This window comes from Pseudoalteromonas sp. PAR1, from assembly GCF_947311895.1.
GTDB classification, from domain to species: Bacteria; Pseudomonadota; Gammaproteobacteria; order Enterobacterales; family Alteromonadaceae; genus Pseudoalteromonas; species Pseudoalteromonas lipolytica_C.
Window position 1 is genome coordinate 109,187 of record NZ_CAMZMY010000011.1, and the last position, 26,433, is coordinate 135,619.

Consider the following 26,433-nt stretch of genomic DNA (forward strand, 5'->3'; position numbering starts at 1 on the left):
TAGCCATGAAAAAGATCGCAGGGGAAACAAGCCACTTTCACAACATCACCGTATTACTACATTACATTGGTGAGTCAAATTATCGTATTGAGTGGACAAGTAAAATGACAAAAGGGTCTACTAACCTAGTCAAAACAGGTAAAAATAAATATGTAGTCATGCGTAAATGGCCAGAATCAAAAGCCTTAGCTAATGTTACGGCTAACTTTACTTCACGAAATGCCGCGTTTGTTCATTTCATTAAAAATGTAGACATAATTAAAAGCAACGATGAGACCATCAATAAAGCAAAACAGCAATGTTTAGATTATTTTACTCAGTGCGAGCATATCAAGCCGGTAACCAAAACAGCTTTCCCTAAACCACGCTTGCAAGGAGCTTTAGGTCGTGAAGTGATTGTAAAGCATAAGCGTAATATGTCAGATATTGCTAAAGGGCATTTATTACAACTTATTGGAAATAAAGCTGAAATTCAAGTAACACAACGTTATACTTTGTGTAACCCTAGCGCCAAACAACAGTTTGATACGACGCAAGTTTACATATTATAAAAAGGTTATACTTACTCATGGATAGAGTTTTCAACAAAAGTTACTTTGTTCCGCTAGCCCTCAAGTTGAAGAGCACCCAGCGCAGTGACATAGTAAAGTTTGTATTGTTTTCGTGCTTAATAGTTTTAATTGCGCCAGTTATCGAAAATAGTCTTTATTTATTTTCCTTTAACTATGTTGTGTACGAGGACTTTGTTAGTTGGTACTTTCCGGTTGGCTTCAGAGTAGTTTGTTATCTGTTTTTTCCTTTACGTTATTGGCCTGCATTAGCAGTAGGTTTTACATTAGGACAAATCAGTTATGTTTGGTATTTTTATGATGTTCCTCTTGATGATATCCCCTATAGACTTGTTAGCTCTGCATGCCGAGAGTTTTTGATTCTTACTCCTCTTGTGCTGGCAAAGCTTTTCAAAGTTCGATTAGATATTCAAACTGTTAAAAGTGCTGTTACAGTATTATTTATTGCAATTTCATATCGCTTTATACGATCAATGCTCATTATCTTACCGAGTGATAGCCAAAATAAGTACCGGCTTATTGCTGATGAAGATCGTTTTGAAATGATGTTAGCCCATCAACTTGGCGGTATCATAACGACACTTATCATGTTGCTTTTCGCGTTTCATGCTAAAACAATTTACCAGCAATTAAGTAAACTCATAACTAAAGAGGTTAGTACGCTTTTAGTGCAGCTGTGTCTTTGCCTCACTGTTTTCATTGGGGTTTACCTGTTTGAACCTAAATCACTCTACCTCTTGCGAATGCTAGCTATATTTCCGTTGATATGGTTTAGCTATCGATACGGGGCCTTAGGGGCTCTGAGCTATGCAAGTGTAACTGTTATATCCTTACTCATTAACGTCTATGGTGTGAATGAGACCGAATTACTCCTGACTACGCAACTTTACATAATAAGTTACAGCGTTCTGGCTCTTTTGCTCAGTGCATTTGTTACTGAATTAAATAAGTCTAAATCCGCATTATTAGAGCAAAATAAAGAATTAATTGAACTTAGTACGTTAACTCAAAACTTAGCAACTAAAGTTGTTAATGTTCAAGAATCTGAGCGAAGCCAGCTTTCACAAGAATTACATGATGATATAGGTCAAAACCTGACAGCTTTAAAAACAAATATTGCAATATTAGAAAAGAAAACAGCCAACCATAACGAGTTAGCATCGACAATTACAAGACTCCAAAACGTTTCAAGCCATATGTATGACTCGGTATACAGGTTAATGCACTGGCTGAGACCTCGTCTATTAGACGAATTAGGTTTAGAAGCAGCATTAAAAAGCGAGTTATTCTCTGAGCACCTAAATGAAGCTGGAATAGCTTATCAATGCAAAATAAGTGGACCGATAGATAGCTTAAATGATGATTTTAAAATCGCCATCTTTCGCATTTGCCAAGAGGCATCAACCAATGCTGTTAAACACTCTCTAGCCACTGAGTTTTCAATCGATATTACTTACCAAGAAAATGAACTTGAGATAATTATTTGTGATAACGGCATAGGCCTGCCTGAACATAAAAACTAAAATTCTAAAGGCGGGTTTGGTATATTAGGGATCGTCGAGCGTGTCTCAGTACTCAAAGGTAAAACTCAGTTTAAAAATGGTGAATGTGGTGGTTTAACAATAATGATAAATTTCACTATTTAGCATAATGGTTAGGCCACAATAGCAATCAGCTAAAAACTAGGCTCTAAAAAGCAAAAAGCCCGTAGCATTCACTACGGGCTTTAATATGATTTGGTGAGTCAGCCAATAAGCCGGGTTCTGTCGTGGATAATCATTCGTCTAGGCCATAAATCGCTCTATGGCTCAAGCAACCTACCCGGTTCCAACGTGGGCCACGCCATAAGGAACCCTATTTGGTCTTGCTCCGGGTGGAGTTTACCTTGCAACCAACTGTTACCAGTGGCCCGGTGCGCTCTTACCGCACCCTTTCACCCTTACCAACCGAAGTTGGCGGTCTCCTCTCTGCTGCACTTGTCGTAGGCTCGCGCCCCCCAGCCGTTAGCTGGCACCCTGCCCTGTGGAGCCCGGACTTTCCTCCCCCTGCGCATTTTCGTTGCAGGCAGCGATTATCTCGGCTGACTCGGCGCGCAGTATACCTGAGCGCGCACGTCTATGCAGTAAAGAATTAGTCTTTTTCGTCAATAATTGCTTTATAAAGTGCGTTTTTCTTCAAACCAAAATACTCAGCCACAACACCACAGGCTTTTTTCAGTGGCATTTCGGCTTCGAGTAAACCGAGCATGCGGCGCGCATCTTCTGGAATATCGTCACTTTGCTTTGCCTTGCCCGGTAACATCAATACGATTTCACCGCGTTGCTTAGTTGGATCATCCGTTAAAAACTGTTTTAACTCGGCAACCGTGCCATTGAAAAAAGTTTCGAAGGTTTTGGTCAGTTCTTTAGCAAATACCACTGGCTGCTCTGCACCGAGCGCTGCTTCTAAATCATCAAGGCTCGCCATAATGCGGTGGGTACTTTCATACATGATGCTAGTAATACCTGAGTTAACCGCTTCGATAAAAAAGGTCTGCCTTGCTTTACTCTTTGCAGGTGTAAAACCAATAAACTGAAAACGATCTGTCGGTAAACCAGAACAACATACAGCGGTAATTGCAGCACATGCTCCCGGTACTGGCGTAACATGCGCGCCTTGTTCACGGCATAAATTGACCACCGCATAACCTGGATCGCTAATAAGTGGCGTGCCGGCGTCAGATACCAGCGCAATGTTCATTCCTTGCTCTAGCCAGTCGACAATTTGTTGCGCTTTTTGTTTCTCGTTGTGGTCATGTAAAGCAAAGGTTTTTGCTTTGATATTAAAGTGGCTTAACAACTTTCCTGTGTGACGAGTATCTTCAGCGGCTATTAAGTCAACCTCAGATAGGGTTTGGATGGCACGCTGGCTGATGTCATCAAAGTTACCAATAGGCGTGGCAACAATGTAAAGAGTGCCGATTTTATCTGAATTGTCCTCATTTAACATTGAGGTCTCCTGCGTCAGTCAGTAATATAAGCAAATCGCGTTAACGTATTGGGAAATCATTGTGCGACTTAAACTTGTTAGTCTATTAATTGTATTGTCGGGGTTATCGGCTTGTAGCACAACCGAAAAACAACTAAATACTTCAGAAAATCAGTCAGGCCAAGCTGAGCTTGGACTATCACAACTAACCGACGCACAATCAATGTATCAAACGGCACTGCTCCGCCAAGGTGCCGATAAAATCCAACTTCTTTATACTGCTCGCGATGCTGCAATTAACGAAGAGCGCTGGGAACTGCTAGAAAAGATCTGCCTTGAACTTGAAAGCACGCCAAGTGTCGATCAAATTCAAAACAAACTTTATATCGCCCTTGCCCTAGAGCAACAAGGTAAGAGCGACTTAGCGCTAGCACAACTACAACAGCTTGAGCCTCAGTTAACGCAGCCTGAGCATCAAGCATGGCACAAATACTTAACAGCACGGGTATATGCTTCTCAAGGTATGCCTAAACTAGCTATGCCATTTTACTTTGCAGCATCAACATTAAGCAGTGAAAACAATTTTACTGTCGCTAATTTAAATAAAGATTTGTGGCAAAGCCTTACCCAGCTTTCATCCTATGCTCTTGAGCGCTTTAACCGAGGTTCTGTTGTACAACAAGGCTGGGTTAACTTAGCGCTTTATCATCAAGTTTATTTAGGTGCACCGGTAGAACTTCATCAAGCAATGAATAACTGGTTACGTCGTTACCCTGGCCACCCTGCGGCAGAAGTTTTGCCAAAAAAGGTCACTGAGCTTGTGCAAATCGAACCATTAGAAGTAAATCGTTTAGTGGTACTTATTCCGCAATCGGGTGCCAATGAACGTTTGGGCGACGCCTTAAAAGCAGGCGTACTTGCGGCACTTGATAACAGAGCAATAACAGAAACCCTATTTATTGATGAATCATTACCGGCAGAAGAGATAGCACTTAAGTTAAGCGAGTTTAAAGCTGACTTTGTTATTGGCCCATTGCTTAAAAGTAATATTGAAAAATTGAATACGTCACAAACGCTGGTTGATTACCCGGTGATGCACTTAAACAGCTTTGATGGCGAACGGATCTCACAGCAGCACTTTTTCTTTGCTCTTAACCCTGAACATGAAGTTCAACAAGCTTTAGAACGCTTTTTAACTGCGGGCTACCAAAAGCCCATGTTACTTGCACCTAATAATAATAATGGTCAGCGCTTGGTTGAATACTTTAACACTCAATGGCAGCGTTACAGCGAAGTAAAACCGCAAATTGGCTTTTACTCTGATAAAGCAGATATGCCTAAAACAATTACCGGCTTGCTTGAGGTAGACCAAAGTAAAGAGCGCATTAATGTTGTTAAATCGTTATTTAAGCAAGAAGTTGAAAGTGAAACCCGTTCTCGTAGCGATATAGATGTAATTTACATTTTAGGTGATGCCACCGAAACACGTTTAATTAAACCCTATTTAGACGTTAACGTAAGTACTTTTGCTGACCGCATTCCGCTTTACGCCAGCTCAAAAAGTCACAGTAAACAAATTGATAGAACCGATAAAGGCGATTTAGATGGCCTTTATTTTACTGAGCTTCCTTGGATGCTCGAAGGTCAAATTCAACAACATAACTTGCGCCAACAATATGATAGCTTGTGGCCTGAACATGCTGACATCAACCAACGCCTTTTTGCTATGGCGTTCGATGCAACCAGTATGCTTGGTGAAGTAAAACAACTTAGTATGGTACAAGGCAAACGCTTTACAGGAATCAGCGGTGACCTTAGCATTGCCAGTAATGGCTATGTAACCCGCAGCCTAGACTGGGCTCAATACAAAAATAAGCAAATAATCGCTGTTGATTTACCAACAGAACAACCTATTCCTTTATTTATGCAATCAGCATCGAGGTATAACTCAGCTGATTAAATTAACGCATGCTCAAGGATGAAGCTATGTCGTGGTTTAAGCAATTGTGGCAAAATAGCCGCGAAAAAGGCCTGTATTATGAAAAGCAGGCCGAACAGTATTTAATACAGCATGGATTAGTTGCTATTGAGCGTAACTATCTGTGTAAGTATGGTGAGCTTGATCTCATTATGCGTGATGGACAAACTTTAGTGTTTGTTGAAGTGAAGTTTAGAAAAAACACCCTTCGAGGGGGTGCTAACGTTGCACTCAGCAAACAAAAGCAGCAACGATTAAGGCGAACAATTGCCCATTATCTTGCAGAGAAAAAAATATCAAACCAGGCTATGCGATTAGATTATCTGGCCATTACCGGCGAGACTAACAGTGCAATTAACTGGTTTAAAAATGTTTACTAACGCTTATGGCGTCAGCTTAATTGGTAGGTTATGCAAGAAACAATAAAAAAGATCTTTACCGAAAATATTCAAGTTCAAATTGCCGCAGGTGAAGTACTGCCAAGCGCCCTCGAATCAGCCGCATTTACCATTGCGCAAAGTCTAATTAATGGTAATAAATTGCTTTGTTGCGGCACGCCAAGCTGCCACATGCTGGCTCAACATATGGCTGGGCTATTAATTAACTTTTATGAAACTGAGCGTCCATGCCTACCAGCTGTTGCGCTCGCGCAAGAGCAGGTTAATTTAGGCTCGACAAACCAAACAGATGAGCACGAAACCTTTGCAAGGCAAATTCGTGCGTTTGCCCAGCAAGGTGACCTGCTTTTAGCTATCGCGATTAATGGCAATGAAAAACACATTATTTCTGCGGTTGAGGCGGCACTTACTCGCGATATGAAAGTCATAGTATTAGTCGGTGATGACGGCGGTGAATTAGTTGGATTATTGGGCCCCAATGATGTTGAAATTCGCGTGCCATCAAAGCGCCCTAGTCGTATTGTTGAATCACATTTAGTGAACTTACACTGTTTAAGTGAGCTTATTGATTTAACCTTATTCCCACAGGAAGAAAATTAATGTTAAAACAGTCTCTACTTGTAATTAGTACCGTATTATTACTACAAGGGTGTGCTGCAGCAGTTGTTGCAGGCACTGCAGGCGCAGTCACAGCAGCAAATGATCGTCGCACAATTGGCTCACAAATTGACGATAACAACATCGAAATTAAAAGTTCAATCGCTATCAGTGAAATTGAACGTTTACACAAATTTGCTAATGTGAACGTTATTAGCGTTAACGGTATTGTATTAATGATTGGTCAAGTGCCTAACCAAGAAATGAAAGAGCAAGCACAACGTGCAATTGAAGGCGTTGATGGTATTCGTAAAATTCATAACCAAATTCGCATCAGCTCTAATATTGGCATGAGCACACAAACACACGATTCATGGTTAACCTCAAAAGTGAAAACCCAATTACTCACCACTGAGAATATCAGCAGTAACAACATTAAAGTCATAACAGAGAATGGAGAGGTGTTCTTAATGGGCTTAGTGAGTGATACAGAAGCCAACTTAGCGGTTGATGTGGCACGAAACGTATCAGGTGTTGAGCGTGTAATTAAAGTGTTTGAATATCTATAATACGAACTGTAAGTTGATAATAAAAAACCCGCTTTATAAGCGGGTTTTTCGATTTTAATAAGGCTATTTGATCACTCGTAAGTGAGCACCTTTTTTCTTCTCTGGTTTAGTTGGTGGTTCATCATCTGGCGTTACATCGTCAGGCGTGTCTACACTTTCTAATACCGGAGCAAAATCGTCTTCGTCCTCGATGAATTCTTCTGCAGTAAATACAGTCCCTTCACCATTCTCACGTGCATAAATTGCGAGCACAGCACCCATAGGTACATACACTTGCATAGGTTGACCACCAAACCGAGCATTAAAGCTCAGTTGCTGGTTATCCATAGCAAATTGCGTGACCGCTGATGGGCTGATGTTTAAAACGATCTGGCCGTCTTGAACAAACTGTGTTGGTACTTGTACAGCAGGAAAATCAGCATTCACCACTAAGTGTGGTGTACATTGATTATCAACAATCCAATCAAAGAAAGCGCGTAGTAAATAAGGACGATTAGGCGTCATTATAAACGGATCTCACGCTCTGCTTCAGTTAATGAAGCTTGGAATGATTCACGCTCAAATAAACGCAGCATGTATTCTTTAAGCTCTTTAGCACCAGCACCATTAAGTTCAATGCCAAGCTCAGGTAAACGCCATAATAACGGCGCTAAGTAACAATCAACTAAGCTGAACTCTTCGCTCATAAAGTAAGGAGCTTCAGAGAAGATAGGTGCGATTGCAAGTAACGCTTCAGTAAGCTCTTTGCGTGCTTGTGCTGCTTCGCTGCTACCGCTAGTGATCTTATTCGCTAGACTATACCAATCCGTATCAATACGGTGCATCATCAGACGACTACGGCCACGCATAACCGGATATACTGGCATTAGTGGAGGATGAGGAAAACGTTCATCAAGGTATTCCATGATGATGTTTGCCTGATATAAACCAAGCTCACGATCGATCAGTGTTGGTACTGTACCGTAAGGGTTAATTTCATGAAGTGCCTCTGGCAGGTTATCCTTTTCAGCCAGGTGAATGTCAACACTTACACCTTTTTCAGCAAGTACAATACGTACTTGGTGGCTATACATACAGTTAGCACCAGAAAACAGGGTCATTACAGGGCGCTTATTGGCAGCTACGGCCATGCCTACCTCCATTATATTACAAAAACAGCAATAGGGGCTTAAGCCCCTATCACAAAATTACCTTTCAAAACGTCCAGAATTAGTGAACATCTCTCCAGTATTCTTTCTTCAGCATGAATGCCAAGATAAATAGAATCACTAAGAAACCAATTACCTTAAGACCTAACGCTTCTGACTCTAAACGTGACGGCTCGCCAACGTAAGCTAAGAAGTTAGTTAAATCACGAGCAGCTTGGTCATACTCGTCAACACTCATTTCACCTGAACCATCTGTTTCAGTGCCAACAACTTTAGTCACAGTGTGACCGTGTTCTTCCACTTCTTCAGTGATTGGTGTTGGTAAGCCTTGTAGTTCTTGAAGAACGTGCGGCATACCTACCGATGGGAAAACAACGTTGTTTACGCCAAACGGACGAGATTCATCTTTGTAGAATGACTTCAGGTAAGTGTAGATCCAGTCAGTACCACGAACTCGCGCTACAAGCGTAAGATCTGGTGGCGCTGCGCCAAACCATTTAGCTGCGTCATCTTTATCAATCGCGTTTTTGATGTGGCTACCTACTTTTGAGCCATCAAAAATCAGTTGCTCTTGACCAATCTCAGTAGGAATACCGATGTCGCGGAACGTACGCTCATAACGTTGATACTGCATTTGGTGACAACCAAGACAGTAGTTCATGAACAATTTAGCACCGCGCTGTAAAGACGCATTGTCTTTAAGGTCAATGTTGGCATCCATTAAAGGAACCGAAGGACCCGCTGCCATTGTCAACGATGGCAACAATGCGAATAAACCGATAATTAGCTTTTTCATCATTTCGTCAACCTCGTTGGTAATGGCTTAGTTTTCTCATTCTTACTGTAAACAAATAACAATACGAAGAACATGAAGTATGTCACAGTCGTGATTTGTGATAACAGCGTTTTGAAATCAGTTTGTGGAGTTGCACCAACCCAACCTAAGATAACGAACGTTACCACGAATTGAGCAATGTTTAACTTGTGTAAGCCACAACGATAACGAATAGAACGAACCGAACCACGGTCAATCCAAGGTAGTAACGCAAGCACTACGATAGATGCACCCATCGCGATAACACCGATTAGTTTATCTGGGATAGCGCGCAGAATCGCATAGAATGGCGTGAAGTACCAAACAGGGAAAATGTGCTCAGGTGTTTTCAGTGGGTTAGCTGCTTCGAAGTTTGGCGCTTCTAAGAAGAAACCATTCATCGCAGGCATAAAGAATACAACCCAACAGAATAATATTAAGAAACCAACCACACCCACAATATCTTTCACTGTGTAGTAAGGGTGGAACGGGATTGCATCAACAATGTCTTTCTTGTTGGTGTAATACTCGTGGAATTTAAATTTAGGCTTGTCTTCTTCAGCTACAGTGCCTTTCTTACGTTTGATTTCAACACCGTCTGGGTTGTTTGAACCCACTTCGTGTAGTGCAACAATGTGTAAGAATACTAAGATAACGATAACTAAAGGTAGTGCAATTACGTGTAGTGCAAAGAAGCGGTTAAGCGTTGCACCTGAAATTACGTAGTCACCACGGATCCAAAGCGTTAAGTCATCACCAATTACCGGAATCGCACCGAATAGTGAAATGATTACCTGTGCACCCCAGAAAGACATTTGTCCCCAAGGCAATAAGTAACCCATGAAAGCTTCAGCCATAAGCGCTAAGAAGATGAACATACCGAATAACCACAGAAGTTCACGTGGTTTTTGGTAAGAACCGTAGATCATGCCACGGAACATGTGCAGATATACAACGATAAAGAACGCTGATGCACCTGTTGAGTGAAGGTAACGTAGTAACCAACCGTATTCAACATCACGCATGATGTATTCTACCGATGCGAAAGCACCTTCAGCAGACGGTACGAAGTTCATTGTTAACCAGATACCAGTTACGATTTGGTTAACAAGTACTAACATGGCTAGAGAGCCAAAGAAGTACCAGAAGTTAAAGTTTTTTGGTGCTGGATACTGTGCAATGTGCATGTTCCAAACACGTGTCATTGGAATACGATCGTCGATCCAACCAATAATTTTACCAAACATTACGCCACTCCTTTTTCTTCACCGACTAAAATAGTCGTGTCATCAAGGAAGGTATACGGAGGGATTTCTAGATTTAATGGTGCAGGTACAGATTGGAATACACGACCCGCCATATCAAATTTAGAACCGTGACACGGACAGAAGAAACCGTCGTCTGTGCCCTCTACTTTTTCACCAAAGCCACCTTGTAGGAAGCTAGGAGAACAACCTAAGTGCGTACAAATACCAACAGCAACGAAGATCTCAGGACGTTGAGAACGGTATTCGTTTGTTGATGATTCAGGTTGTTGAGGCTCTTCAGATGCAGGATCACGAAGTTGACCTTCATGTTCTTTCATCTGTTCAAGCATTCTTGGTGTACGATTAATAACCCAAACAGGTTTTCCTCGCCACTCAACACGTATTAATTGTCCTGGCTCAAGCTTGCTGATATCTACTTCTACAGGCGCACCCGCAGATTTAGCTCGCTCACTTGGATTCCAAGACGCAATAAAAGGAACAGCAGCCCCAGCCGCACCAACACCACCAACAACAGAGGTAGCTATGGTTAAAAAGCGACGTCGGCCATTGTCTACAGGCGCATTGCTCATCCACTTATCTCCACTATGATTCCCAACACTTGCCATATTGAGAACATCAGTTACAGCAGGTTAATTTTTAGAAATTTTAAAATAGACGCGATCATAATTAAAAGCCTTGATTAAAACAAGGTTATTCACAGTCCCATGCTCGAATAAACCCATTTTAATAGTTGATTAATTAGGGCCAGCTCGAGCATGAAGCCGCTGGTTATGATAACGCATATAAAAAAACAATATACTGACCAAGATCAACCTCACTAAGAGGAAACAGAATTCTGTATTAGCTGTTGTTGAACTCACTCACATTACTTGCCCCCCAATTGTAGCAAAAAAATTCATCAATTAACTGATGGATTTAAGCTAATTTCGCTAAATCGTGAAGTTTTTTTACTGTAATACGCAGTAATTACTATCAGCGGTTAAATATCGAACGAAAAAAGGTAGGGTTTTTACTATCAGCTATCAGTCGTCAGCGTTCTGATCTGTGATCTGACCCCGATATAACCTAAGAAATGGATGTAAAACATCAAAAACTGAGCCCCCTCTCGATCTGCTAAAAACTGATGTTTGAAAGCTGAAGGCTCCAAGAAACAAAAAACCCAGCCGGAGCTGGGTTTTTGGTATTCTGATAAACGTAAATATTAACGTTTTGAGAATTGTGGACGCTTACGTGCTTTCTTAAGACCCACTTTCTTACGCTCAACTTTACGTGCATCACGTGTAACGAAACCTGCTTTACGAAGTGTAGGACGTAGAGACTCGTCAAACTCCATAAGTGCACGAGTGATACCGTGACGGATAGCACCAGCTTGACCAGTAGTACCACCACCTGAAACAGTGATGTGTAGGTCAAACTTTTCAGTCATTTCAACGTGCTCTAATGCTTGACGAACAACCATGCGAGCAGTCTCACGACCGAAGTACTCTTCTAGAGAGCGCTTGTTGATTACGATGTTACCAGTGCCTGGGCGTAAGAATACGCGAGCACTTGAACTTTTACGACGACCTGTACCGTAGTATTGATTTGCCATGATAGTGCTCCTTAAATGTCTAGAACCTGAGGCTGTTGTGCAGCATGGTTGTGCTCAGTACCTGCGTAAACTTTAAGTTTACGGTACATTTCGCGGCCTAAAGGACCACGTGGCAACATGCCTTTAACAGCTTTTTCGATAATCATTTCAGGCTTTGCAGCTTGAAGCTTGTCGAAAGTAGTAGACTTAAGACCACCTGGGAAACCAGTGTGTGCGTGGTACATTTTGTCTTTTGCTTTATTACCAGTAACAGTAACTTTCTCTGCATTGATAACGATGATGTAATCACCAGTATCTACGTGAGGAGTGTACTCAGCTTTATGCTTACCGCGTAGGCGACGAGCGATTTCAGTAGCGATGCGACCTAAAGTTTTACCTTCAGCGTCAACTACGTACCAGTCACGTTTTACTGTTTCTGGCTTAGCAACAAACGTTTTCATTTATTAAAATCCAATGTTTTTTAATTTAAAACCACAGGTAATTATTATTAATTACCGCTCTAAGTTGAATGCTTTAACCCCTTCGAGTTTAAGACTTTGAGCCATCAATTAGAGGCTAAACTAATATCTGGCAATAGAACGCAACGTGGCAGACGCGGGAGTATACCAGCACTTAAACCACATTGCTATATGATGGTTGTTTTTTATTCGAGAAATTCAGCTATCAGCTATCAGCTATCAGCTATCAGCTATCAGCTATCAGCTATCAGCTATCAGCTATCAGCTATCAGCTATCAAAAGCTTAAAAATCGAAAAATGAATGTAAAGCTACTTCAGTTCATTAACACAAATAACTAAACCACTATCTCGATCAGCTAAAAACTGAAAGCTGACGGCTGACAGCTCTACTACGCTAGATGCTCTTTTGCTAAATACTCTAGCGATTGCATTTCTTGCAATCGACTGATGCAGCGCTTAAATTCAAAATTTAAGTTACCTTCGCTATACAGCTCAGTTATGGGCTTTTCAGCAGAAATAATTAACGTCACATTACGCTCATAAAACTCATCAACTAACGCAATAAAACGGCGAGCTGCATCATCATTAGCTTGGCCGAGCGCTTTAACATTCGATAAAATAACAGTGTTATAAAGTCGGCTGATTTCCATGTAGTCGACTTGGCTTCTCGCTGTTTCGCACAACTCACTAAAGTCGAACATAACGATACAATCAGCTACCTTTCGCGTTTTTATCATTCGGCCTTCGATTTCAATCGCTTTATCGAGCACGCCAGGCTCTGGCGACAACTTATCAAAGTATTCAAATAAATTATCATCCGCTTGCTGATCAAGTGGGCTATGAAAAATTTCGGCTTGCTCAAGGGTACGTAAGCGGTAATCAACACCCGAGTCCACATTAACAATCTCGGTGTTAGCTTTTACTAGTTCAATAGCTGGTAAAAAACGCGCGCGTTGCAAACCGTTTCGGTATAGCTCGTCAGGTACAATGTTTGAAGTTGCCACTAATACGATACCGCGCTCAAATAACGCTTCCATCAGGCCACCTAGCAGCATGGCATCAGTGATATCTTGAACAAAAAACTCGTCAAAACAAATAATATCTGTTTCTGCTTTAAAGATATCTGCAACCACATTTAATGGATTACTGGTATTTTTTAACTTTTTGAGCTCATCATGAACACGATGCATAAAACGGTGAAAGTGCACACGCATCTTACGTTCAGTAGGTAAAGCTTCGTAGAAAGTATCGACTAAATAGGTCTTACCTCTACCTACTCCCCCCCAAAAATAGAGCCCTTTTATGGCTGGCGTGCTATCTTTAGAGAAGAGTTTGGCAAACCACCCCTTAGCGGCTGGTTTCTCTGCCGTTAGGTCATCATAGAGCCTTTGCAAATGACGCACAGCATTTTCTTGCGCTGCATCATGTACAAAGTCTTCACGTTGTAAATCTTGTTGGTACTTCTGCCAAGGAGTCATAGGTCGTTACAATAAAACACAGTTAAATTTGCAGAGTATATTAACACGCATCGTATCTCAGGGTATATTAACCCGCAGTATGATTTCACAATCAAATTAAGCATATTTTAATAATGATTGGACTATAAGTGCTTTTACAGCATTTGTTTTTGTTATTTTTTCCCAAAGGGGTAGATTTATGGGCACAATTACCTGGGTAGGTATTCTTATCATCGTTGCAATTTCGGCATTTTTCATTGGTGCGTTTGTAACAAAGAAACAATTTAAGCAAGATGAGTTAGAACAACAAGTAGAGCAAGCTAATAATGCACTTGAGCAATACCGCCAAGATGTTGCCGATCACTTGGCAAGCACAGGGAAACTTGTCTCAAAGATGAAAGATAACTATGACCAGCTTCTCAACCATGTTGAAGAAACGAACAAACTATTATTAGCAGATAAAAAGCAACACCCTAACGAGCCGTTCTTTTCAAAAGAAACTACCGAGCAATTGCAAAGCTCATTACAAGACCGTCGTGGCGATCGCTCAAGTGCAGAAGCACAACCTGCAGACTATGTGGTCGGTGAAACAGGGTTATTTACTGGTTCAAATAAAGTTTCAGAACATTCTAAAGCCTCTTGATGAACTTTTTTTTGACCCCATAGTCTTTAGATATAACAGCTTTATATCTAAACCAAGAAAAGGGCTGCTTATGCAGCCCTTTTTAGTTTTTGCTTTATCTCTGATGTGGAGTAAACCCTGACTATGAAAATGAAATTATCTGTTATTAGTGCTGCTATTTTATCTTCAAGCTTATTGTTAGCGCCTGCAGTTTCAATGGCTAAATTGCCAGTGGCGGTAAATGGTCAACAGTTACCAACCCTTGCACCAATGTTAGAACAAATCACCCCTGGCGTGGTGAGTATTCAAGTTTCAGGCTCAAAAGAAGTTCGTCGTCGTCCAACACCGTTTGATGACTTTTTTGGCGTACCACGCGGCGGTAGTCAAAAACGTGAATTTAGCGGCCTTGGTTCTGGCGTCATAATTAATGCAGACGAAGGGTATATTGTTACCAATAACCACGTTGTCGAAGATGCAGAAAAAATGATTGTCACCCTTGAGGATGGTCGTGAGTACGAGGCAACCAGAATTGGCAGTGATAAAGAATCAGATATTGCATTGCTGCAAATTGATGCTGATGACTTAACTGAGCTAAAAATTGCCGACTCAGATAAACTGCGCGTGGGTGATTTTGCGGTAGCAATCGGTAACCCATTTGGTTTAAGTCACACAGTAACCTCAGGTATTGTGAGTGCGCTTGGTCGCAGTGGTTTAAACATAGAAGGTTATGAAGACTTTATTCAAACCGACGCGGCTATTAACCAAGGTAACTCTGGTGGTGCATTAGTAAACCTAAATGGTGAGCTGATTGGTATTAACACCGCAATTTTAGGCGCATCAGGTGGAAACGTAGGTATTGGCTTTGCTATCCCATCAACCATGATGAAAAACCTCGTTGATCAAATTATTGAGCATGGCGAAGTTCGTCGCGGTTCACTGGGCATTTCAGGTCGCCCGCTTGACGCTGGCCTTGCTAAAGCACAAAAACTTGATGTAAAACAGGGTGCCTACGTTATGCAGGTGATGGATGACACCGCAGCAAGCAAAGCGGGTATCAAAGCCGGTGACGTGATCATCAGCGTCGATGGCACTGAGATCAGCGGGTTCCATGAACTACGCAGCAAAATTGCTACGCTTGGTGAAGGCAAACGCGTAAAACTAGGTATTTATCGAGATGGTAAAGTTAAAATAGTAAATGTAACCCTCGATGGCGCAGCTTCACTAACAGCAGCTGGCGAAGAAACTCACCCAGCTTTCCAAGGTGCAACACTAGAGAACACTCAGAAGAGTGATGGTAAAGGAGTTGAAATAACCAGTGTGGCAGCACGCTCTCCAGCTGCGCGGGTAGGCCTTGAAGAAGGTGACGTGATTATGCAAGTAAACCGTCAACGTGTTGAAACAATCCGCGACATGAATAAGATTATCGAAAACACTAAAGGTAATATCGTCCTAGGAGTAAAACGAGGTCGAGAACTTATTTTTGTATTAATTCAATAATTTTATTTGATTTTTCATGAAAAAATAACAGTGGTGCTTGCCGCTGTTATTTTTTTTGTGCCATCATTAAATAATTGCTCATTGATAATAAGAATATTGTGCTAAAACTTTTGAAATTTATCCTACCGCCGCTTTTTACTGGTTTAGGTATCGCCTTCTTGGTCGTGCTTTTTAGCCCGAGTTTACGTAGCGCTTTATTACCCAACATGAATTTACCCGTTGCGATCAGCTCGCAGCACATGAGCTTTGCCGATGCAGTGCAACGTGCAGCCCCTTCTGTGGTAACTATTTTTTCCGAAAGTATTTCTAACCAACCACGCTACAAACGTCAAAACACTGTTCAGGCACTTGGTTCAGGCGTCATTATGTCGCAAGACGGTTACATTCTGACTAATTATCACGTTATTAAAAATGCCGACTTGATCATTATTACCCTGGCAGACGGTCGTCGTTTTTATGATGTTCAAGTGATTGGCTTTGATAGTGAAACAGATTTAGCTTTATTAAAAATAAACGCTGAACACTTACCTGTCATTCCTGTTAATGACAATTTTAAACCACGTGTAGGCGATGTTGTTTTAGCCATTGGTAACCCACTTAATTTAGGTCAAACCATTACCCAAGGGATTATTAGCGCTACAGGTAAGCAAAACTTAATCGACAGCCCATACAGCAGCCTATTACAAATGGATGCCGCGATAAATGTAGGAAACTCAGGTGGTGCATTAGTTAATTCACGTGGTGACTTAGTAGGTATCACGTCGGCGCAATTCAAAACCCATGCAGATTTGGATATCCAAGGTATTTTCTTTGCAGTGCCCTACTCAATCGCTAAAGACATCATGGATATATTAATCAAACATGGCCGTGTTGTACGAGGTTATTTAGGTTTTAGAGGCACCGGCATAGATAGCACAGGCAAAGATGTTAGTGATAACTTTACGCCTGTAGCAGGAATGCGTATTACCGAGCTAGACCCGTTTGGACCAGCGTGGCAAGCGGGGATCAGAGAAACCGATATCGTAATTAAAATCGGCGGTATTTCGGTTGCTAACCCACAACTAGTTTTAGACAAACTAGCAAAAACTGAACCGGGCAATAAGCTAGAATTTGAAGTCTATCGTGATGGTGAGATATTAAAGATTATGGTTACTGTTGGCGAACTAGAGTCAAAATCTTAACCAAAAAAAAGCCTAACAAACGTTAGGCTTTTTTATAAGTATTAAGTTATTAGCTTGAACGACGCTTAATATTAGCACCCAGCGCACTTAGTTTGTCTTCAATACGCTGATAACCACGGTCAACGTGGTAAATGCGATCAACAACTGTCTCACCTTGCGCCACAATACCAGTTAAAATAAGGCTTGCTGACGCACGTAAATCTGTCGCCATCACTTGCGCGCCCGATAACCTTTCTGTATCACCACAAATTGCTGTATTACCTTCTAAGCGAATATTTGCGCCCATACGCTGTAGTTCAGGTACATGCATAAAACGATTTTCAAAAATCGTTTCAGTGATGGTAGCACTGCCCTTCGCTACCACATTTAAAGCGGTAAATTGCGCTTGCATGTCGGTTGGAAAGCCCGGGTGTGGCATGGTCTTAATGTTAACCGCTTTTAATTCACGACCACGCATATCAAGGTAAATACTGTTATCAGTCACTTCAACCAAAGCATTCGTGGCGCGTAACTTTTCAATCACGGGATCTAGGCTATGGTGATCTGTGTTTTTACACAATACTTCGCCGCCAGCCATTGCCGCAGCGACCAAGAAAGTACCTGTTTCAATGCGGTCTGGAAGAATACTGTACTCACAACCAGATAACGACTCAACACCTTCAATTTCGATGCGGCTTGTACCTGCACCGCTGATTTTAGCGCCCATCGCAATTAAGCAATTCGCAAGATCAGTGATCTCAGGTTCGCGTGCAGCGTTTTCAAGAACTGTTTTACCATCAGCCAGCGTTGCGGCCATGAGTAAGTTTTCTGTTGCGCCAACACTCACCATTTCCATGAAGATTTCGGCGCCTTTTAAACGACCATCAACTTTGGCATTGATATAACCATTTTCAACCTTGATCACTGCGCCCATGCGCTCAAGTCCTTGAATATGAATATCAACCGGGCGGGCACCAATGGCACAACCACCAGGCAGTGAAACTTTTGCTTCACCGAAACGTGCCACTAAAGGCCCCAGAGCAAGCACAGAGGCACGCATTTGTTTTACCAGCTCATACGGAGCTAAAGTTTTATCAACCGTCGCGCCATCGATGATCAGCGTATCTTGCTGCCATTCTACCGTTGCACCAAGCGTTTTAAGTAAAGCTTCGGTGGTGCCGATATCACGTAAGCGAGGTACGTTACTAAAGGTACTTTTACCTTGCCCAAGCAGTGCTGCAAACAAAATAGGAAGTGCGGCGTTTTTAGCGCCAGAAATAGTGACTTCACCTGCCAGCGAGGTGCCACCTTGAATAACAAATTGATCCATGAGGAGGCCCTGAAACTATTGAGGTAAAATAAATTTTTGTTCGCGTTTCCATTCAGTCGGCGTGAACGCTTTGATTGATACAGCGTGGATTGTACCGTCTGAGATTGTTGACATTAACGGAGCATAGACCAATTGTTGTTTCTTAACGCGCGTTAAACCGTCAAAACACTCACCAACAGCAATCACTTCGTAGTGGCTACCGTTTGCTTTAACAATCACTTCGTCTAGCTTTAATTCGTCGCGTAATAACGTTTCGACTTGGCTTGTTTCCATAAATCTCACTCAAATAAGGTTGTGACCTGTCCCAACTGCATCAAGTTTTGCAGTTGCTCAGGAATATTTTGCAATTCAAGGCGAATACCTTGCTGCTTTAATTCTGCGAAAGAGTGAATTAACCAAGCTAAGCCCGCCGTGTCAACCCTAGATACACCAGAAAGGTCAAAATACCACGTTTTGTGTGTAGATTGTGACTTGGTGTTCAGAAGGCGTTCATTGGCGATAGAGTTTCGGGTCAGTTCACCACTGACCCGAAACTGATTATCCTCGAGTTGAGTAATATCAACGTTACTCATCGCCACCTTCACCTCTAAACTGCACTGGTAGTTGGCTCTTTTGCTCAAGTAAGTCACTCACGTGTTCGATACCTTGTTGACGCAAAATGCCTTGTAATTCACTTTGTTTAGCGTCAAGCAGGCTTATACCCTCGGCAATCATGTCGTATGCACGCCAATCACCATCTCGGTCTTCACGCACTTTAAAGTCAATTTTAATATCAGGCTTACCTGGTTCCACAATTTTCGTTTTGACTAGTACCACATCTTGACCTTTAAAAGGCTGGGCTGGGCCAAACTCAACACTTTGGTTTGTATACTGCGTAAACACACCAGCGTATGTAGCAATTAGGTATTTTTGAAACACATCAATGAAGTGTTGCAAATCTTTGATTGCTTTTGCCTTTTCTTCTTTATCTTCGATTGCACGTACTTTTGATACATGGTTACCTAACACACGAAGTGCAGCGTACTTGTAGTCAATGTAAGGCATTAACTCTTCTTCTACGATCACTCGTAGATACTCTTTATCTTTGGCGATTAAAGGCTGATCTTTAGTAATACGTGCAAAGGTATTATCTGATACTTTGCGCACCATTTTGTATGGGTCTTTTAAATCGACCTCAGGCTCTGCAGCGTGTACACCTACCGTAAACACCACGCTTAAAGCGATTAGAAATTTTTTAAACATCATTATTCACTTCCTTGGTTGAACAAGAACTGACCTATCAGCTCTTCTAATACTAATGCTGACTTGGTATCGGTGATGTAATCACCATCAGCAAGCGCTTTACTTTCAACACCAAACAAATCATCTAAAGCAGCATCATCTTGAGCGGCTGTCACTTTTTCACCCATGCAGCGTTGCTCTGCAGAATCGGCAGCAATAACCGGGTTAATACCCAAGTACTGCTCCCCTAAAATACCTGATGTTAAAATAGAGATAGAGGTTGTATCTGAAAACTTACACAAATAGTTTGCGTCAATCGCCATGTTAACCACTGGCACAAACTCTTTTGGATCAATTGAAATTGACTCAACACGCCCCACAACAACTCCGCCGACCTTAATTGGCGCGCGGGCTTTTAACGAACCAATGTTTTCAAACTTGGCATTTAGTTGGTACGTTTCACCGCTACCACTAATGCCGGCATTTGCTACTTTGAATGCAAGCAATGCAAAAGCCGCAATACCTAGGGCTACAAAAAAGCCAACTAAAATTTCTAATTTCCGTGAATTCATCTTTATACCCTAATTAGCTGGTAAACATTACCGCTGTTAAAATAAAGTCAAAACCTAAAACTGCCAGTGATGAGTGTACAACGGTTTCTGTTGTCGCTTTACTTATCCCTTCAGAAGTAGGGATACAGTCATACCCTTTGTAAAGCGCAATCCACGTTACAATCAAGGCAAATACAAAGCTTTTAATCATGCCATTGACAATATCTTGCTGAAACGACACTTGCGCTTGCATGATTGACCAAAAACTACCTGAATCAACACCAAGCCAATCAACGCCAACTAAGTGAGCGCCGATAATAGCAACAGCAGAAAATATTAATGCAAGCAATGGCATACTAATAAAGCCAGCCCAAAAGCGCGGGGCAATAATGCGTTTAAGTGGGTCAATTGCCATCATCTCTAAGCTAGATAATTGCTCAGTGGCTTTCATCAAGCCGATTTCAGCTGTTAGTGCACTGCCCGCGCGACCAGCAAATAATAACGCCGTGACCACAGGCCCTAATTCGCGTAACAAACTTAGTGCCACCAATGGCCCTAAGCTATCTTCAGCACCATAACCGACTAATACGGTATAGCCTTGTAAAGCGAGCACCATGCCGATAAACAGGCCCGACACCATAATGATTAAAAGCGATTGTGAGCCGACCATATACAACTGACGGATCAGTAACGGCGTACCTTTTTTGAAGTTTGGCATATTTACTAATGCGCCAAACAACATTTGCGTAGAGCGACCAAGCGCAGCAAAACGGCCTAACGTTTTGTGACCTAGCTTTTGAAACAGATCAAGCATTCGGTACTCCCAATAATTCATCATCATAAGCAGGAGCAGGATAATGGAATGGTACAGGACCATCCGATAATCCTTTTAAGAACTGCTGAACAAGCTCTGATTGATGATTTTGCATTTGCTCAGGTGAGCCTTCACCAATCACACCTTGATCAGCAATAATGATCACGTGATCTGCAATACTAAGCACTTCGGTTACATCGTGCGTTACAATAAGCGACGATAAACCTAACACCTCATTCAGTGATTTGATCAGCTTAACAAGTACCCCCATCGAAATAGGGTCTTGGCCGGCAAAAGGCTCATCATACATAATCAGTTCGGGGTCAAGGGCTATCGAGCGAGCCAAAGCTGCACGGCGTGCCATACCACCTGATAATTCAGACGGCATTAAATCTTGTGCACCACGAAGACCTACAGCTTGTAACTTCATAAGGACTACAAGCCGAATTAAATCTTCACTAAGTTGAGTGTGTTCGCGTAAGGGGAAAGCGATATTGTCAAACACAGACATATCAGTGAATAAAGCACCACTTTGAAAAAGCATACTCATTTTAGTGCGGGCAGCGTAAAGCTCCTTGCGAGACATGCTAGGAATACTATTGCCTTCGAACAAAATATCACCAGAATCAGGCTTAAGTTGACCACCTATCAAGCGTAACATGGTGGTTTTACCTATGCCGCTCGGTCCCATGATAGCGGTGATCTTGCCTTTCGGAATGTTAAAACTCATATTTTTATATATGATTCTATCGCCCCGTGAAAAGGTTACATCCTTGATTTCTACTATTGATTGCGACAAGTCGCTCTCCATAACGTTTTTCACTCGTTTTGCCATTTTAAAGTTTTTTTAGTCAAGATGGAAAAAACAATTCGTAAAATTTTGTAATATTTTCTATTCGCCAAATTAAACTCTACGCAGTTGCTCCTTAACCACACCTGAAATCTCATTCCTAAAAAACCGCGCTTTGTGCCTGCCAGCCTATTCTTTTACTTATACTTTCCTGCTCGCTTTTGTTACTATTTGCAGCCATCTGTTTCAGTAATGTTGGCGTATCACAATGGTGACTTCTTTTGTCATTTTAATTATTGGTTTTGCAGCACTTGTTTGGAGTGCCGATCGGTTTGTTTATGGTGCGGCTGCACTCGCAAAAAATATGGGGATCCCGACCCTAATCATAGGTTTAACGGTTGTTGCTATGGGTTCTTCAGCCCCTGAAATGATGGTATCTGCTTCTGCCGCGCTTGCCGGTAAAACTGATACAGCAGTGGGTAATGCTGTTGGCTCAAATATCACCAATATCTTACTTGTACTGGGTGTAACAGCACTACTTCGCCCTCTTTCTGTCTCGTCAATGACCTTAAAACGAGAAATGCCTTTAGTACTGCTTGTCTCAATTGCGGCATGGTACGTGTTTTCAGATAACTACTTTTCGTTTGCCGAAGGTATCGCATTAGCTCTTGCCTTTGTTGTCTTCATCGCAGGCTTAGTGATTGTTTCTTTACGCGCTAAAAATCAAGACGATGACCCTTTCGTGAGCGAGGCATGTGAAGATGTTCCCGATAATGTCAGTACTAAATCAGCTATCCTATGGCTTGTTATCGGTATGATACTTTTACCTATCAGCTCACATTTTTTAGTCGAATCAGCCGTTGATATTGCTAAATACTTTGGCCTTTCAGACCTTGTAATTGGTTTAACAATTATCGCTATTGGTACCAGTCTACCTGAACTGGCTGCATGTATTGCTGGGGTATTGAAAAACGAAGATGATTTAGCATTGGGTAATATTGTAGGCTCGAACATTTTCAACCTACTCGCTGTTTTACCACTGGCTGGGATCATCAACCCATCGATTATCGACCCATCTGCAGCGAACCGCGATGCCCTTATCATGATTGCAGCTACTTTAGTGCTGATTGCCATGTCATTGAACTTTAAAGGTGCTCGCCGCATCAATAGAGTAGAAGGTGGCTTTTTGTTAGTCGCATTTATTGCATATCAAGGCTATATTTTTAGCCAAATAGGATAATCAATGACCCAGCTAAATTTTATTGCGCAAGGTAAGCGCGTTCTTGAAATTGAAGCGCAAGCTTTACACGAAATAGATCAGTACATCGATGAACATTTCGAGCAAGCTTGTCAGCTAATGTACCAATGCACAGGCCGTATCATCGTTATAGGCATGGGTAAGTCTGGCCACATTGGCAATAAAATAGCTGCCACATTAGCAAGCACTGGTACACCGGCATTTTTCGTTCATCCTGGCGAAGCAAGCCATGGCGACCTAGGGATGATCACTCGAGATGATGTAGTAATGTGCATTTCGAATTCGGGTGAAACCAGTGAAGTGTTAAGCATTATTCCTGTTATTAAACGAATTGGCGCAAAAATGATTTCGCTAACAGGTAACCCTGACTCAACAATGGCAAAGCTCTCTAATGTGCATGTTTGCATTAAAGTTAGCCAAGAAGCATGCCCACTGGGTCTTGCGCCAACGGCAAGCACTACAGCAACCTTGGTTATGGGTGATGCAATGGCTGTTGCTTTACTCGAAACACGTGGCTTTACAGCCGATGACTTTGCATTATCTCATCCCGGAGGTAGCCTAGGTAAACGCTTGTTGCTTACATTAAACGATGTAATGCACAGTGGTGATGCAACACCAATAGTGCACGAGTCGCAAAGCATTAAAGATGCGCTTATTGAAATGTCTGCGAAGGGGTTAGGTATGACAGCCGTGGTCGCGGAAGACCAAAAACTCTGCGGCTTATTTACGGATGGTGATTTACGTCGTATTTTAGAGCAACGTATTGATATTCATAGTACCGCCATTAGCCAGGTCATGACGCGCTCATGTACTACAGCCAGTGCAGAGATGCTGGCTGCTGAGGCGTTAAATATTATGGAACGCAAACGTATCAACGGCTTGATTGTAATCGATAAAAATAACACACCGATTGGCGCGCTTAATATGCAAGACCTATTAAAAGCAGGAGTTCTGTAAGTAATGACATTCGCCGAGCTATACCAGCCCCTTAGTCCTGATGTAAGTCAGCGTGCTCAAAAAGTTAAGTTACTAATATGTGATATTGATGGCGTTTTTTCTGATGGCAGAATTTATCTTGGAAATCAGGGCGAAGAGCTTAAAGCATTTAATACCAAAGATGGCTTTGGCATCAAAGCACTCATTAATAGTGGCTTTGAAGTTGCCGTTATTACCGGGCGCCATTCACAAATAGTTCAGCAGCGAATGACTAGCCTAACCGTACAGCATATTTATCAAGGCCAAGAAACAAAGCTGATTGCATACCAAGAGTTAAAAGATAAACTTGGCCTAGAAGATGAGCAAATAGCGTACATTGGTGACGATGGCCCTGATTTGCCTGTAATGGAAAAAGTAGGCTTTGCGGTAGCAGTCAATGATGCGCACCCATTGATAAAAAAACTGGCTCACTATACGACCATGCTACCGGGTGGCTTTGGCGCTGTACGTGAATTAACAGATTTACTGATGTTAGAAAACGGTAAGCCGTTAACTAGCGATGGAACCAGCACATGAATATAGCCCGTATTTTACTGAGTATTGTTTTTGTTTGTTGCATGGTGTGGTTGTGGTATCCGTACTTTAACCAAACAACAAACACAATAAATAGTGAAGACGAGATTATTGCAACTCCCGATTATACGGCCGTTGCACTAAAGCAAACCGCTTATGATGAGCAAGGCAAGATTAGCCATAAAGTGGCTGCTGCAAAAATGGAGCTGTATCAGCAACTTGGGTTTACCTTTTTTGAGCAACCTATTTTTACACTTTATGGCGACCAGCAAATTTGGCAAGTAAAAGCTAAAGAAGCCACCTTATATGAAAACGATCAGCTTATTTTTGAAGGCGATGTTGTTGCTAAAAACTTAACCCATAATGGCATGATCGAAGATATTAAAGCTGAAAACATTAACGTTGATATAGAACAAATGACCATGTTTTCGAAGCAACCTGTGACGCTAACAGGACCAAATTTAAAAATTACCGGTAAAGGCCTAAAAGCTAATTTAAAAACCGAGATTGTAGAGTTAACTAACCATACACGAACCATATACTATGACCAATAAACTGAAGAAATTACTCCTGATCCCAAGCTTATTGATTGCCTTTTCAGGCGTAGCTGCCGAGCAGACAGGCGCACAAATTAGCATAAGCTCAGATCGCCAAACTGGTAAGCTAAAAGATGGCGTTGGTATATTTGAAGGCAATGTCGAAATTATACATGGTAACCGCCGGATCACAGCCGAACGCCTTGAAGCCCATGGTGGTGATACAGAAGGTACTGTTGAGTTAATTATCGCCACAGGTAAGCCTGCTTATTTTGAAGAAAAGCAAGCAGATGGCACGGTAATGAGCGCCAGTGCAGAAGAAGTTCGCTACGACGTAGCCAAGCGCTTCTTAACTTTAAATGGCGAAGCCGAAGTGACTCAAGCAGGCCAAAAAGTAACAGCGAAAAGCATTACCTATGATATGGCACAACAACTAATTAGCGCAGAAAAAGATGAAAACTCAACAGACCGTGTACACACAATCTTAGTGCCTGTAGACAACAAACAAGACGATAAAGGCCAACCATGAGCACATTAAAAGCAGAGCTTTTAGCAAAAAGCTATAAAGGCCGCCAAGTTGTCAAAAATGTGGGTCTTGAAGTTGAAGCGGGCAGTATCGTTGGTTTGCTTGGCCCAAATGGCGCAGGCAAAACCACCACTTTCTATATGATTGTTGGCTTAGTACCTAGCGATAAAGGCAAGATCAGCATTGATGATAACGATATTACACTTTTGCCAATGCATAGCCGAGCACGTTTAGGGATTGGTTACCTACCACAAGAGTCATCTATTTTTAGAAAGTTAACGGTTTATCAAAACCTAATGGCTATTTTAGAAACGCGTAAAGATTTAAATAAACAAGGCCGAGAAGAAACACTCAACAACTTACTTGATGAATTTAGTATTCAGCATATTCGTGATAGTCAAGGCATGGCCTTATCTGGGGGCGAGCGTCGTCGCGTAGAAATTGCTCGGGCATTAGCAGCAAACCCTAAATTTATCTTGTTAGATGAGCCTTTTGCTGGTGTTGATCCTATTTCAGTGTTAGATATAAAGAAAATTATTGAACACTTAAAAAATCGTGGTATTGGTGTATTAATCACTGACCATAATGTTAGAGAAACCCTTGATGTTTGTGAAAAAGCCTACATTGTTTCTCATGGGGAGCTAATTGCATCAGGAACACCTGAGCATGTTTTAGCTGACCAAACCGTACGCGATGTGTATCTAGGTGAGCAATTCAGGCTATAACCAATAAGCCACCATCTAGCGCATCTGCTAAACTAAATAACAATGACAATAAATCGATATAAATTTACCTGTGACTGCAC

General features: G+C 41.8%; 31 protein-coding genes and 1 other RNA gene. 15 read left to right on the forward strand and 17 right to left on the reverse strand.

Translation table 11 applies throughout. The annotated features are described in order from the left end of the window. The first annotated feature begins 5 nt into the window (after positions 1 to 5). Together QL229_RS11200 and QL229_RS11205 are read left to right on the forward strand one after the other, a co-directional pair. On the forward strand, positions 6 to 551 hold the full coding sequence (locus tag QL229_RS11200; protein WP_135923456.1) for a hypothetical protein: 546 nt from the start codon (positions 6 to 8) through the stop codon (positions 549 to 551). 17 nt (positions 552 to 568) lie between these two features. Further along, positions 569 to 2,092, forward strand: coding sequence for an MASE1 domain-containing protein (locus tag QL229_RS11205; RefSeq protein WP_281546902.1), 1,524 nt, complete (start codon positions 569 to 571; stop codon positions 2,090 to 2,092). A 213-nt stretch (positions 2,093 to 2,305) separates the two neighbouring features. On the opposite strand, the gene rnpB is transcribed toward QL229_RS11205, so the two are convergent. Together rnpB and rsmI are read right to left on the reverse strand one after the other, a co-directional pair. Beyond that, positions 2,306 to 2,657, reverse strand: an RNA gene (rnpB, locus tag QL229_RS11210) — RNase P RNA component class A. 42 nt (positions 2,658 to 2,699) lie between these two features. Beyond that, positions 2,700 to 3,557, reverse strand: a complete 858-nt coding sequence (rsmI, locus tag QL229_RS11215) for a 16S rRNA (cytidine(1402)-2'-O)-methyltransferase (protein ID WP_135923454.1) — start codon at positions 3,555 to 3,557, stop codon at positions 2,700 to 2,702. Positions 3,558 to 3,618: 61 nt separating this feature from the next. Between rsmI and QL229_RS11220 the strand changes: the two genes are divergently transcribed. From QL229_RS11220 to dolP, 4 genes are read left to right on the forward strand one after another with little or no spacing between them, the layout of a single operon-like run. Beyond that, positions 3,619 to 5,496, forward strand: a complete 1,878-nt coding sequence (locus tag QL229_RS11220) for a penicillin-binding protein activator (protein WP_281546903.1) — start codon at positions 3,619 to 3,621, stop codon at positions 5,494 to 5,496. A 26-nt stretch (positions 5,497 to 5,522) separates the two neighbouring features. After that, positions 5,523 to 5,894, forward strand: coding sequence for a YraN family protein (locus QL229_RS11225; RefSeq protein WP_135923452.1), 372 nt, complete (start codon positions 5,523 to 5,525; stop codon positions 5,892 to 5,894). Positions 5,895 to 5,924: 30 nt separating this feature from the next. Beyond that, positions 5,925 to 6,512, forward strand: a complete 588-nt coding sequence (locus QL229_RS11230; protein WP_135923451.1) for an SIS domain-containing protein — start codon at positions 5,925 to 5,927, stop codon at positions 6,510 to 6,512. Further along, positions 6,512 to 7,078 carry a division/outer membrane stress-associated lipid-binding lipoprotein gene (gene dolP / locus QL229_RS11235; protein WP_135923450.1) on the forward strand — a complete coding sequence of 189 codons (567 nt, stop codon included), beginning with the start codon at positions 6,512 to 6,514 and terminating at the stop codon, positions 7,076 to 7,078. Before QL229_RS11230 ends, dolP begins: the two co-directional genes overlap by 1 nt. 63 nt (positions 7,079 to 7,141) lie before the next feature. On the opposite strand, the gene QL229_RS11240 is transcribed toward dolP, so the two are convergent. The 8 genes from QL229_RS11240 to zapE form a co-directional block, all read right to left on the reverse strand. Then, a complete protein-coding gene (locus QL229_RS11240; RefSeq protein WP_135923449.1) occupies positions 7,142 to 7,582 on the reverse strand; it encodes a ClpXP protease specificity-enhancing factor in 441 nt (146 codons plus the stop codon). After that, positions 7,582 to 8,208: a stringent starvation protein SspA gene (sspA, locus tag QL229_RS11245; RefSeq protein WP_054554181.1), complete on the reverse strand. Its 627-nt coding sequence runs from the start codon at positions 8,206 to 8,208 to the stop codon at positions 7,582 to 7,584. The genes QL229_RS11240 and sspA overlap by 1 nt, the downstream gene beginning before the upstream one ends. Positions 8,209 to 8,287: 79 nt before the next feature. Continuing rightward, on the reverse strand, positions 8,288 to 9,025 hold the full coding sequence (locus tag QL229_RS11250) for a cytochrome c1 (RefSeq protein WP_135923448.1): 738 nt from the start codon (positions 9,023 to 9,025) through the stop codon (positions 8,288 to 8,290). Then, on the reverse strand, positions 9,022 to 10,287 hold the full coding sequence (locus QL229_RS11255; RefSeq protein ID WP_135923447.1) for a cytochrome b N-terminal domain-containing protein: 1,266 nt from the start codon (positions 10,285 to 10,287) through the stop codon (positions 9,022 to 9,024). Before QL229_RS11255 ends, QL229_RS11250 begins: the two co-directional genes overlap by 4 nt. Further along, positions 10,287 to 10,877, reverse strand: coding sequence for a ubiquinol-cytochrome c reductase iron-sulfur subunit (gene petA, locus QL229_RS11260; RefSeq protein WP_054554178.1), 591 nt, complete (start codon positions 10,875 to 10,877; stop codon positions 10,287 to 10,289). Before petA ends, QL229_RS11255 begins: the two co-directional genes overlap by 1 nt. A 632-nt stretch (positions 10,878 to 11,509) precedes the next feature. After that, positions 11,510 to 11,902, reverse strand: coding sequence for a 30S ribosomal protein S9 (gene rpsI, locus QL229_RS11265; protein ID WP_095209788.1), 393 nt, complete (start codon positions 11,900 to 11,902; stop codon positions 11,510 to 11,512). An 8-nt stretch (positions 11,903 to 11,910) separates the two neighbouring features. Then, a complete protein-coding gene (gene rplM, locus QL229_RS11270) occupies positions 11,911 to 12,339 on the reverse strand; it encodes a 50S ribosomal protein L13 (RefSeq protein ID WP_135923446.1) in 429 nt (142 codons plus the stop codon). A 407-nt stretch (positions 12,340 to 12,746) separates the two neighbouring features. Beyond that, positions 12,747 to 13,835 (reverse strand): cell division protein ZapE, encoded by a 1,089-nt coding sequence (zapE, locus tag QL229_RS11275; protein ID WP_281546904.1) that lies wholly within the window; start codon positions 13,833 to 13,835, stop codon positions 12,747 to 12,749. 178 nt (positions 13,836 to 14,013) lie between these two features. Between zapE and QL229_RS11280 the strand changes: the two genes are divergently transcribed. From QL229_RS11280 to QL229_RS11290, 3 genes are all read left to right on the forward strand, one after another. After that, a complete protein-coding gene (locus QL229_RS11280) occupies positions 14,014 to 14,457 on the forward strand; it encodes a YhcB family protein (RefSeq protein WP_135923444.1) in 444 nt (147 codons plus the stop codon). Between the two features lie 123 nt (positions 14,458 to 14,580). Continuing rightward, positions 14,581 to 15,933: a Do family serine endopeptidase gene (locus QL229_RS11285; protein ID WP_135923443.1), complete on the forward strand. Its 1,353-nt coding sequence runs from the start codon at positions 14,581 to 14,583 to the stop codon at positions 15,931 to 15,933. Between the two features lie 98 nt (positions 15,934 to 16,031). Continuing rightward, positions 16,032 to 17,114, forward strand: a complete 1,083-nt coding sequence (locus QL229_RS11290) for a trypsin-like peptidase domain-containing protein (RefSeq protein ID WP_135923442.1) — start codon at positions 16,032 to 16,034, stop codon at positions 17,112 to 17,114. A 49-nt stretch (positions 17,115 to 17,163) separates the two neighbouring features. Here QL229_RS11290 and murA read toward each other — a convergent pair whose 3' ends face one another. From murA to mlaF, 7 genes are read right to left on the reverse strand one after another with little or no spacing between them, the layout of a single operon-like run. Then, complete coding sequence (murA, locus tag QL229_RS11295; RefSeq protein WP_281546905.1) at positions 17,164 to 18,423, reverse strand: UDP-N-acetylglucosamine 1-carboxyvinyltransferase; 1,260 nt, start codon at positions 18,421 to 18,423, stop codon at positions 17,164 to 17,166. 15 nt (positions 18,424 to 18,438) lie between these two features. Beyond that, complete coding sequence (locus tag QL229_RS11300) at positions 18,439 to 18,696, reverse strand: BolA family protein (protein WP_065978178.1); 258 nt, start codon at positions 18,694 to 18,696, stop codon at positions 18,439 to 18,441. A gap of 5 nt (positions 18,697 to 18,701) precedes the next feature. Beyond that, positions 18,702 to 18,995: an STAS domain-containing protein gene (locus QL229_RS11305; protein WP_135923440.1), complete on the reverse strand. Its 294-nt coding sequence runs from the start codon at positions 18,993 to 18,995 to the stop codon at positions 18,702 to 18,704. Beyond that, on the reverse strand, positions 18,988 to 19,665 hold the full coding sequence (locus QL229_RS11310; protein ID WP_135926229.1) for an ABC transporter substrate-binding protein: 678 nt from the start codon (positions 19,663 to 19,665) through the stop codon (positions 18,988 to 18,990). Before QL229_RS11310 ends, QL229_RS11305 begins: the two co-directional genes overlap by 8 nt. Before the next feature lie 2 nt (positions 19,666 to 19,667). After that, entirely contained in the window at positions 19,668 to 20,216 is a 549-nt protein-coding gene (gene mlaD, locus QL229_RS11315) for an outer membrane lipid asymmetry maintenance protein MlaD (protein WP_135923439.1), read from the reverse strand. A gap of 13 nt (positions 20,217 to 20,229) precedes the next feature. Continuing rightward, positions 20,230 to 21,009, reverse strand: coding sequence for a lipid asymmetry maintenance ABC transporter permease subunit MlaE (gene mlaE / locus QL229_RS11320; protein ID WP_135923438.1), 780 nt, complete (start codon positions 21,007 to 21,009; stop codon positions 20,230 to 20,232). Continuing rightward, entirely contained in the window at positions 21,002 to 21,820 is an 819-nt protein-coding gene (gene mlaF / locus QL229_RS11325; protein ID WP_135926228.1) for a phospholipid ABC transporter ATP-binding protein MlaF, read from the reverse strand. The genes mlaE and mlaF overlap by 8 nt, the downstream gene beginning before the upstream one ends. A 247-nt stretch (positions 21,821 to 22,067) precedes the next feature. On the opposite strand from mlaF, the gene QL229_RS11330 reads away from it, so the two are divergent. From QL229_RS11330 to lptB, 6 genes are read left to right on the forward strand one after another with little or no spacing between them, the layout of a single operon-like run. Further along, complete coding sequence (locus tag QL229_RS11330; RefSeq protein ID WP_138558035.1) at positions 22,068 to 23,039, forward strand: calcium/sodium antiporter; 972 nt, start codon at positions 22,068 to 22,070, stop codon at positions 23,037 to 23,039. Positions 23,040 to 23,042: 3 nt separating this feature from the next. Beyond that, positions 23,043 to 24,014: a KpsF/GutQ family sugar-phosphate isomerase gene (locus QL229_RS11335; RefSeq protein WP_138558036.1), complete on the forward strand. Its 972-nt coding sequence runs from the start codon at positions 23,043 to 23,045 to the stop codon at positions 24,012 to 24,014. A 3-nt stretch (positions 24,015 to 24,017) separates the two neighbouring features. Further along, a complete protein-coding gene (kdsC, locus tag QL229_RS11340; protein ID WP_281546906.1) occupies positions 24,018 to 24,569 on the forward strand; it encodes a 3-deoxy-manno-octulosonate-8-phosphatase KdsC in 552 nt (183 codons plus the stop codon). After that, complete coding sequence (gene lptC / locus QL229_RS11345; RefSeq protein WP_135923434.1) at positions 24,566 to 25,120, forward strand: LPS export ABC transporter periplasmic protein LptC; 555 nt, start codon at positions 24,566 to 24,568, stop codon at positions 25,118 to 25,120. Before kdsC ends, lptC begins: the two co-directional genes overlap by 4 nt. Next, positions 25,110 to 25,631 carry a lipopolysaccharide transport periplasmic protein LptA gene (gene lptA / locus QL229_RS11350; RefSeq protein WP_135923433.1) on the forward strand — a complete coding sequence of 174 codons (522 nt, stop codon included), beginning with the start codon at positions 25,110 to 25,112 and terminating at the stop codon, positions 25,629 to 25,631. Before lptC ends, lptA begins: the two co-directional genes overlap by 11 nt. After that, on the forward strand, positions 25,628 to 26,353 hold the full coding sequence (gene lptB, locus QL229_RS11355; RefSeq protein WP_135923432.1) for an LPS export ABC transporter ATP-binding protein: 726 nt from the start codon (positions 25,628 to 25,630) through the stop codon (positions 26,351 to 26,353). Before lptA ends, lptB begins: the two co-directional genes overlap by 4 nt. The last annotated feature ends 80 nt before the right edge of the window (positions 26,354 to 26,433 follow it).